8 protein-coding genes are annotated in these 9,584 nt (G+C 71.2%); 4 read left to right on the forward strand and 4 right to left on the reverse strand.

Translation table 11 applies throughout. From position 1 onward, the window contains the following. Together KDM41_15420 and KDM41_15425 are read right to left on the reverse strand one after the other, a co-directional pair. The coding region (locus KDM41_15420; GenBank protein MCB1184817.1) for a hypothetical protein at positions 1–348 on the reverse strand (348 nt) is incomplete at its 3' end. Between the two features lies 1 nt (position 349). Continuing rightward, positions 350–2,065: a tetratricopeptide repeat protein gene (locus KDM41_15425; GenBank protein MCB1184818.1), complete on the reverse strand. Its 1,716-nt coding sequence runs from the start codon at positions 2,063–2,065 to the stop codon at positions 350–352. Between the two features lie 253 nt (positions 2,066–2,318). Here KDM41_15425 and KDM41_15430 point away from each other — a divergent pair, with 253 nt between their 5' ends. Beyond that, on the forward strand, positions 2,319–3,134 hold the full coding sequence (locus tag KDM41_15430) for a ribonuclease Z (GenBank protein MCB1184819.1): 816 nt from the start codon (positions 2,319–2,321) through the stop codon (positions 3,132–3,134). Then, positions 3,131–4,024, forward strand: coding sequence for an alpha/beta hydrolase (locus tag KDM41_15435; protein MCB1184820.1), 894 nt, complete (start codon positions 3,131–3,133; stop codon positions 4,022–4,024). Before KDM41_15430 ends, KDM41_15435 begins: the two co-directional genes overlap by 4 nt. Before the next feature lie 10 nt (positions 4,025–4,034). On the opposite strand, the gene gmd is transcribed toward KDM41_15435, so the two are convergent. Further along, on the reverse strand, positions 4,035–5,012 hold the full coding sequence (gmd, locus tag KDM41_15440; GenBank protein MCB1184821.1) for a GDP-mannose 4,6-dehydratase: 978 nt from the start codon (positions 5,010–5,012) through the stop codon (positions 4,035–4,037). 270 nt (positions 5,013–5,282) lie between these two features. Between gmd and KDM41_15445 the strand changes: the two genes are divergently transcribed. Next, positions 5,283–5,690: a hypothetical protein gene (locus KDM41_15445; GenBank protein ID MCB1184822.1), complete on the forward strand. Its 408-nt coding sequence runs from the start codon at positions 5,283–5,285 to the stop codon at positions 5,688–5,690. A gap of 1 nt (position 5,691) precedes the next feature. After that, complete coding sequence (locus KDM41_15450; GenBank protein MCB1184823.1) at positions 5,692–7,635, forward strand: T9SS type A sorting domain-containing protein; 1,944 nt, start codon at positions 5,692–5,694, stop codon at positions 7,633–7,635. A 7-nt stretch (positions 7,636–7,642) separates the two neighbouring features. Here the strand turns inward: KDM41_15450 and KDM41_15455 are convergent, their stop codons facing one another. Continuing rightward, positions 7,643–9,379 (reverse strand): EAL domain-containing protein, encoded by a 1,737-nt coding sequence (locus KDM41_15455; protein ID MCB1184824.1) that lies wholly within the window; start codon positions 9,377–9,379, stop codon positions 7,643–7,645. Positions 9,380–9,584: the final 205 nt, after the last annotated feature.

Here is a 9,584-nt window from a genome sequence, read left to right on the forward strand (position 1 = left end):
CAGCATGTCGCAGTCGGCGTAGCCCGGATTGTGGTGCAGCACGAAATGCCGGTAGCGCTTCTCGCCCGGCGCCATCGCGAGCCCCGCGATGCGGTCGAGGGGCTGCCCGTCGCAGATGGCGCCCGGCCCGTAGGCGTTCCCGTCGGCGTCGCGCGGCGGCGTCCAGGTCGACCAGTGCTGCTCGTGGCGGTGGTCGGGGAAGCCCGCCACGGCGAGCTGGCTGTCCGAACAGCGGGGGAAGACCGCGTCCGGCGCGAGCGCGGGCAGCTGGCCGGGGTGGGTCTGGCCGAGGGCCGCGCCGGCGGCGACCAGCAGCACGGCCGTGACCGTCAGACGGAAACGGCCCATCTCAACCGCCCCCCTTCAGGGCCTGGGCGTCCTTGTACCACTTCGCCGCTTCCTTCTTGTTGCCCAACTTGTCGTACACGAGCCCGATGTTGTTGAAGACGTTCACCGTCTCCTTCTCGGCCATGGCCGAATCGTAGGCCTCGAGGGCCTCGTCGTAGCGGCCGAGGTAGTAGTACGACAGGCCCTGGCTGTAGTAGGCCCGGTACGACGGCCCCTCGATCTCGATCAGCTTGTCGAAGGCGGCCACGGCGTCCTCGTAGCGCTTGGCGCCCATGTAGCTGAGGGCCAGGTTGTACTGGGCCTTGTCGTAGGTCGGATCCAGGGCGATGGCCATCTCGTACGACGAGACCGCCTTCTCGAACTGGTCGGCCTTCTGCGCCATCGAGCCCATGTGGAAGGCGGTCCTGGCGTCGGGCTGCAGGTTGAACGCCTGCTGGTAGGGCTCGACGGCCGCGGCGTACTGCTTCGTCATCTGCAGGCACTGGGCCAGGGCGATCCAGCCGTTGTAGAAGTCGGGCTTGTCGCGCACCACGTTGCGCAGCGACGGGATCGCCGCGTGGAACTTCTCCTCGCGCATGAGGCTGACGGCGTAGTTGTAGACCACCTCGGGCTTGGCATCGCTGCCGCTGACGCCGGCCTTGAGCCACTTGCTGGCCTCCTTGTCGTTGCCCATGCGCATGTAGAGGTTGCCGATGGCCACGCGCACGTCGTCGAGGGGCTCGATCTCGTAGGCCTGTTCGTAGGCCGCGACCGCGTCCTCGCGGCGGCTGGTCTGCTCGTACACCTTGCCGGTGGCGATCCAGGTGCCGGCCTTGTCCGGATGGTCCTCGCGGGCCCGCCGCGCGGCCACCCCCGCCTCGCGCTGCATGTCCTGCTTGAGGTAGCAGTCGACCAGGCGCGGCAGCAGGTCGTCGCGCCCCGGCGTCATCTCGTAGGCCTGCTTGTAGAGCCTGGCGGCGTCGGGGAACAGGCCCGAGTCCTCCATGAGCTTGGCGTCGTCGACCATCAGGTTCACGCGGTTGTGCACGATGGAGCGCGCCTCGCGGTAGCCGTCCTCGGCCTCGGCGTCCGGATTGTCGGCCAGGCCGGCGAGGAATCGCTCGGCCACCGGGGCCCGGGCCTCGAGCAGGTCGCGGACGGCCTGGTCGTCGCCCTGTTCGGCCTCGAGCTGGTTGAGCTGCAGCACCAGACGGAAGCCCTCCGGCCCCAGATCGGGCTCGAAGGCCTTGAGTCCCTCCGCGAAGGTGGCGCGGGCCTGGTCGAGCATGCCGGCGTCCTTCTGGGCGCCGCCGATCAGCCGCCAGTAGTCCTGGCCGCCGAGCTGGTCGAACTTCCGGTACTGGCCGTACTCGGCCACGGCCATGTCGAAGTCGCCCAGCCGCGAGAAGACCATGCCCAGGTTGCGGTGGTAGTCGCCTTCCAGGGGCGACGACTGGACCGCGCGGATGAAGGAATCGCGGGCCAGGTCGTACTTCTCCTGGTTGGCGTAGATGACGCCCAGGTCGTTCCACGCCTTCGCATCGGCGGGATTCTTCGTGAGCTTCTGGTTGAGCATCGCGATGCGATCCTCGTCGGTCATGTTCTCCTCGGCGGCCGGGACGCCGAGCCGGATGCCGCCGGCGACCGAATCGGCGGCGGCGTCCTGGGCGGCGGCGGGCGTCGTGGCCAGCAGGACCAGGAGCAGGGGCAGGCCGGTCATGAACTGTCGGGAGGGCATGCGTCACCTTTCACAGGGGCGGCGCGGCGCCGGGAGACCCGGCGGCACGCGACCTGGGCTGAAACATGGAATCGGCCACATGATAGGGACTGCCCCAGAACGTGTCCAGCGCCGCCCCCGCGGCCGATCCCGGCCTTCTACACCGGGCTGCGGGCCCGGATTCCGGAAAAACGGCTCCCGGCGGGCCCGGTCCGGGACCGTCGGCGCCGATCCGGCGGTTGACGGGGCCGCCCGGTTCTGTTGATTTATGGCCATGATCCGCTTCCGCATCCTGGGCGCCGGCGGCGCCATTCCCACCCCCACCCACACCCCGGCCGCCTACTGGGTCACCGTGGACGGCACCGCCGTGCTCATGGATCCCGGACCCGGCGCCCTGGTGCGGCTGGTGCGCTGTGGCGACGCCCCGGGCGGGGTCGACGCCGTCGGGCTGGTGCTCTTCACGCACCTGCATCCGGACCATCACGGCGACCTCGTGGCCCTGCTCTTCGCCCTGCACTCGCCGCTGACGGCGAGCGAGGCGCCCCTGCGCCTGTACGGGCCGGCGGGCCTGACCGACCTGCTCGCCGCCCTCGGCGGCATCTACGGCTCGTGGCTCGAGCCGCGCAAACGCGAACTCGTGGTCACGGAATGGGCGCCCGGCGCGGCCCTGGACCTGCCCGACGGAGGGCGCATCGCACCCTTCGCCGTGGACCACCCCCAGGACCGGCTCACGCGCGGCGACGCCCTCGGCTACCGCTTCACCGACGCCGCGGGCCACGTGGCGGTGTTTTCCGGGGACACCGGCGCGTGTGCGGGGTTGGAGAACGCGGCGCGCGGCTGCGACCTGCTCGTGGTCGAGTGCTCGGCCCCGGACGGTCTCGGCGTGACGGGCCACCTGACGCCGGCGGAGGTGGGCGAGCTGTGCGCCGTCGCCGGCCCGCGGCGGGTCGCGCTGACCCATCAGTATCCGGCCGCCGCCGCCGCCGACCTGGCCGCCGCCGTGCGCCGCCGGTTCGACGGTCCGGTCGAGCAGGCCCGCGACGACAGCCTCTATTGCGTGCCCCACGAGAACGGAGAGACACCGACATGATCCGATGCCGCCGCCGGGACCCGCGCCTGGCCCTGCTGCCCGCCCTGCTCCTGCTCGGCGCGGCCCTGCCCGCCTTCGCCGACGACCCCGCCCCCGCCGCCCCGGGCGGCGCGGATCCGGCCGCACGGGCCCGGGAGATCGTCGAGGGGCGGGGCGAGTTCGAGATGGTGCTGATCCATGGGCTCGGGGCCAACGCCACCGTGTGGGACGACGTCCTGCCGTTCCTGAAGAACACCTTCCGTGTCGCCGTCTTCGAGTTTGCCGGCCACGGCGCGACCCAGCCCATCGCCGACGACACCATCGCCAAGGAGTCGGAGCGGCTCCGGGAGTTCATCGCCGAACACGATTTCGTCTACCCCACCCTCGTCGGGCACGGCATGGGCGGCATGATCGCGATGCAGTACGCGCTCGACCATCCGGCCGACGTGCACCGCCTGATCGTCATCGACGCGGCGCCGAAGCAGCTCGCGACCCAGGCGGAGAAGGCCGCCGTGGGCGAGCAGCTCCTCGGGAACTACGACCGTTTCGTGGCCGCGCGCTACCTGCAGATGAGCGGCGACGAGGCCATCTCCCAGCGCGCCATGGACATGGCCCTGCGCACGGACAGCGCCACCTTCATCTCCCTGCTCATGAGCAGCTTCGATTTCGACCTGACCGGACGCCTGAACACGCTCTCGGTGCCGCTGCTGGTGATCGGAAGCGAAATGATGTTCCCGCCGGCCGACTCCTCGCGCCACCTGCTGCACCACTACGGTTTCAGCCATGCGCGCAGCCTGAGCTTCAAGCGGATCGCCAAGGCGGGGCACTACGTGATGCTGGAGCAGCCGGTGATGACGGCGAGCGTGCTGCTCGCCTTCGGCGTGACGGCGGACTACCAGTTCGACCAGTAGGGAAGCGGGCTCAGCGGGCGGCGGCCGCGCCGCCCAGCAGGGCCAGATCGGCGTCGACCATCATCCGCACCAGCTCCGCGAATCCGACGCGGGGCTCCCACCCCAGCACCCGTTTCGCCTTGCCATAGTCGCCGATGAGCTGGTCGACCTCGGCCGGACGCAGGAAGCGGTCGTCCTGCTTGACGTAGGCGGCCCAGTCGAGGTCGACGTGGCCGAAGGCGATGTCGAGGAAATCGCGGATGGAGTGGGTCTCGCCGGTGGCGATGACGAAGTCGTCGGGCTCGTCGTGCTGCAGCATGAGCCACATGGCCTCGACGTAGTCGCCCGCGTAGCCCCAGTCGCGCTGACTGTCGAGGTTGCCCAGGCGCAGTTCGTCGGCCCGGCCCAGCTTGATGCGCGCGACGCCGTCGGAGATCTTGCGGGTGACGAACTCGAGCCCGCGGCGGGGGCTCTCGTGGTTGAAGAGGATGCCCGAGGCCGCGAACAGGCCGTAGCTCTCGCGGTAGTTCACGGTGATGTGATGGCCGTAGCACTTGGCCACGGCGTAGGGGCTGCGGGGGTGGAAGGGCGTCAGCTCGTTCTGGGGCACCTCGCGCACCTTGCCGAACATCTCGCTGCTGCTGGCCTGGTAGAAGCGGGCGCCGGGCACCACCTGGCGCATGGCCTCGAGCATGCGCGAGACCGCCAGTCCGGTGAACTGGCCGGTGAGGGTGGGCTGGTTCCAGCTCGTGGGCACGAAGCTCTGGGCGGCCAGGTTGTAGATCTCGTCCGGCCGGGACTCCTCGAGGCACGACACCAGCGAAGCCTGGTCCAGGAGATCGCCCTGCAGGAAGCGCAGGCGGCTCTTCAGGTGTTCGACGCGCTGGCAGGTCTCGGTGCTCGACCGGCGCAGCATGCCGAAGACCTCATATCCCTTGTCCAGGAGGAACTCGGCGAGATAGGATCCGTCCTGGCCAGTGATGCCGGTGATGAGGGCTTTCTGCGCCATGCTCGACTCCGCTTCTGGATTGTGCTTCCCGGGGGCCCCGCCCCGCGGGACCACCAATCTACACCGGGGGCCGCGCCGGGACAAGGCAGGGTCCGGCGGTGCCGCGCGGCGGCACGGTCCGGAAGGGGGGATCCGGGGGCGTTCCCCACGCGGCCCCTTGCCGAATCGCCGACTATTGCTTCAGTTGAAGGGGAATGCGGCCGATAACCGGAGGATCGATCGACCCCGCTTCGGCCCCGCCCCGCACCGGAAACCTGGAGGGAAATCCCGATGCCCGCACAACGTTCCCTGGGAATCGCCGGCTTCGCCGCCGCGGTCCTGCTCATCGCCCTGCTCTGGCAGGTCCCCGCCCCGGCTCCGGCCGCCGCGCCCGGCGCCGCGGCCCTGCGGGTGGAATGGGACGCCGAGTCCGGCGCCTTCGTGCCCGTCCGCGCGTCCGACAAGGCAGCCATCGCCGCCGCCATGGCCCGGAGCCTGAACCGCTCCGTCGACGGCCTGACCACCGAGACCCTGCCCGCCGGCGGCGAGCGGCTCGATCTGCAGGGCCGCTTCCGCAGCCTCTCGATCGCGGTCACCGACCCCGACGGGACCGTGCGCACCGGTTGCGTCACCACGCCCGCCGAGCTGGACGCGTTCCTCGCGGCCGGCGGCGGGCACGAGCACGGAAAGGAGCGCTAGCATGAGACGTCCCATCCTGCTGCGCGGCTGCGCCGTGCTTCTCGCGCTGCTGGTCGCCACCGGCGCCGGCGCCACCACGATCACCATCGTCAACCTCGACGGGCCCGGCGAGGGTTTCAACGACCCGACGCCCGCCGCTCCCGTCGGCGGCAACAACGGCCTGACGGTGGGCGCCCAGCGCCTGAACGCCTTCGAGTTCGCCGCCTCGATCTGGGAGAGCATCCTGGACAGCGACGTGGAGATCCGCATCGGGGCCAGGTTCGACCCCCTGAGCTGCAATGCCTCGAGCGGCGTGCTCGGCGCGGCCGGCCCCCAGTCGCTGTACCACAGCTTCCCCAACGCGCCGCTGCCCACCACGTGGTACGTCGATGCCGAGGCCGACATGCTGGCCGGCTTCGACCAGAACAGCGGCGCCCAGGACATCGGCGCCACCTTCAACTCCATGCTCGGCACGACCGGCTGCCTGGAATCGTCGTCGTGGTACTACGGGTTCGACGACGTGGAACCGGCCGGCGGCATCAACCTGGTGATCGTGCTCCTGCACGAGTTCAGCCACGGCCTCGGCTTCCTCAGCATCGTCGACGAGGCGGACGGCACGGCGCCGTTCGGCATCCTCGACGTGTACTCGCGCTACCTCTACGACACGACGGTCGGCCTGCACTGGGCCAACATGTCCAACGCCCAGCGCGCCGCCTCGGCCATCAACACCGACAACCTCGTGTGGGACGGTCCGTCGGTGACCGGCGCCGCGCCGGACGTGCTCTGCGCCGAGACCGTGGTCGAGATCACCGCCCCGGCCGGCAGCGCCGGCATCTACGATGCGCCCCTCGCCCTCTTCGGGGCGGCCTGCGGCGCGACGGTGACGGGCCCGATCGTCGAGGTGAACGACGGCGTGGGCGTGGGCAGCGACGCCTGCTCGGCCACCGGCCAGGACCTGTCCGGCCGGATCGCCCTCATCGACCGGGGCACCTGCGCCTTCATCACGAAGGTGCTGAACGCCCAGAACGCCGGCGCCATCGGGGCCATCGTCGTCAACAACGTGGCCGGCGACGCCTTCGCCATGGGCGGCGAGGACCCGAGCATCACGATCCCGTCGGTCATGGTCTCCCTGGCCGACGGCACCACGATCCGGGCCGGCCTCGGCTCGGGCCTGACCGGCTCGATCCGGCCCGACGCCACGCGCATCGCCGGCGCCGACGACCAGGGCCGGGTGCGGGTGTACAACCCGAATCCGATCGAGCCCGGCTCGTCCATCTCGCACTTCACGACCTCGGCGTTCCCCAACCTGCTCATGGAGCCGGCCATCAACTCGGACCTGCCCGTGGACGTCGACCTCACGCGCCAGCTCTTCTTCGACATCGGCTGGCGCTTCTTCGAGGTGGCCGTGCAGCAGCTGCCCGCCCTGGCGGGCGAGCGCCGCGACGGCGCCGTGCACCTGAGCTGGCAGATCAATCCGGACCTGCTCTCGCACCAGGTCTACGTGCACCGCGAGCAGGAGAACACGGCCCGCGTGCAGGTGAGCCCCGGCGCCCTGCCCTGGGCCGCCACCTCGTATGTCGACGAGACGGCGCCCGAGGGCCCCGTCGACTACTGGCTCGAGCTGGTCTCGCCCGAGGGCGACCGCAGCTGGCAGGGCCCCGTCGGCGTCGACGGCGTGGTCTTCGGCAGCCGCTTCGCCTTCGCGCCCGGCTTCCCCAACCCGTTCGTCACCGAGACGAGCTTCGCCTTCACCCTGCCCGCGGGCGGGGCCGTGCGCGTGACGGTGCACGACCTGCGCGGCCGGCTGGTGCAGGAGCTCGCCGCGGGCACCGAGACGGCCGGGCGCCACGTGGTGACGTGGGACGGCCGCGACGCGCGCGGCGCCCGCGTGGCCGCCGGCATGTACTACGCCCGGATCGATTTCGAGGGGCAGGTGCGGAGCCGGAAGATCATGGTGATGAAGTAGTCGCGGATCAGGCGGTCAGGCCGGCGTCGTTCCCCACGGCGCCGGCCGCGGCCGTGGCCGCCCGCGGGGCGGGACAGGGCTGCGGGCGCCCGAAGAGATAACCCTGCCCGTACTTGACCCCCATGCCCAGCAGGATCTCGTAGTCGTCGGTGGTCTCGATGCCTTCGGCCACGACCTCGGCGCCGAGCACGTCGGCCACCCGCAGCAGCCGCTCGAGGGCGCGCCGCATCTCCGGATCGCCGGCCAGGCCGCGCACCAGGCGCTTGTCGACCTTCATGACCTGCGGGTGCAGCATGATCAGGCCCTCGAGGCAGCTGTTGCCGAAGCCCACGTCGTCGATGGCCACCTTGATGCCCGCCTCCTGCAGCACGCGCACCCGCGGCACGAGCACCGCCGGATCGCCCAGCAGCTGCTGCTCGCTGAGCTCGAGGCAGCAGTGGCCGTCGCTGCCGTCGTCGCCGCCGAGCAGCACGCGCAGCAGCTCGGCCTCGGACGTCTGCAGCAGGGTCGTCGGCATGATGTTCACGTGGTAGCCCGTGCCCGGCCCCATGGCCCGGGCCGCGGCCGCGCACAGCTTCAGGCAGCGCAGGTCGACCGCGGGCAGGATGTTGTTCTCCTGGCAGAAGCGGAAGAGGTTGTCCGGCCGGCGCAGCGGGCCGTCGGGGCCCCGCGTGAGCATCTCGCGCGAGACGATGCGGCCGTCGGCCATGTTCACGATGGGCTGGTGGCGCACCTCGAGCACGTTGCCGCGCAGCAGGGCCGCCACCATCTCGGGTCCGGCCAGCACGGGCCGGATCATCTCGACTTCGGCCACCGACGCGGCCCGCGCCACCCGGTTCTTGCCCTGGATCTTCGAGCGCTGCAGCACGAAATCGGCCGTGGCGAGCACCTCGTCGAAGCTGGCGCTGTTGGCGTTGATGGCCGTCAGGCCGATGCTGGCCGTCGTCTGCAGGCGGTGCTCGCCGGCGGTGATCTCGTCGCGGCTGATGGCCAGGCGGATCTTCTCGGCCACGACCTCGCCGGTGGCCTCGTCGGTGCCCGGCAGGATGACCATGAAGCGGTCGGTGCCGCAGCGGCCCACCTTGTCGTCGTCGCGCACCGACTCGCGGATGCGGCGGGCGGCCCCGGTCAGCACCAGGTCGCCCACGCCGTGGCCGAGGGTGGCGTTCACCTTCGAGAAGTCGTCCAGGTCGACCAGCAGGATGAGCAGGTCGCGGTCGGCGGCGCGGCAGCGCTCGAGCTCGTCGAGCAGGGCGCGCTCCATGCCCTTGCGGTTGAGCAGGCCGGTCAGCGAGTCCATGTGCACGAGCCAGTCGAGGCGCGCGGTGACCGACGCGAGCTCCCGGCTGATGGCGGCCTCGCGGCGGCAGTACTCGAAGGTGCGGCTCCAGATCTCGGGGCTGAACTCGTCGACGGGCAGGCACTCGCGGGCGCCGGCGCGGCGCAGTTCTTCCTGGGCGTCGCGGTCCGGGCTCACGGCGAGGGCCATGGCCGGCACCTCGGGGTGCTCGGCGCTGAGGCGGCGCACGGCGTCGCGCAGGTCCCCGTCGGCCGGGTCCGGGCCGACGAGCACCACGTCGACGTCGCTGACCGCGAGGTAGGTCAGCGCGTCGCTGAGGTGGGTGAAGTGGGCCACCTTGTAGCGCGGGTCGCGGAGCGGGCCCAGCATACCCCGCATGCGGGTTGCCAGGGCCGGATCGCGGTGCACGAAGAGCAGGCGGCAGACCTGCGGGTCCGGAGTCATGCGCGGACTGAATCCCTTCAGTGAGGCGATGGGGCCACGTCCCTGTGGCCGTGCGCGTCGATTCCGCCCCAACCCTACACGCGGGCCCGGCCCCGCGCAACTTCTCAATGCCGCCCCCCGGGGGCTACTTGACCAGCGTCAGACCCACCGCCGTGGCCTCGCCCCCGGCCACCAGGCGGGCCAGGTAGCGCCCGGCCGCGGCCGG

The sequence above is a fragment of the bacterium genome, from assembly GCA_020440705.1.
Taxonomy (GTDB): Bacteria; Krumholzibacteriota; Krumholzibacteriia; order LZORAL124-64-63; family LZORAL124-64-63; genus JAGRNP01.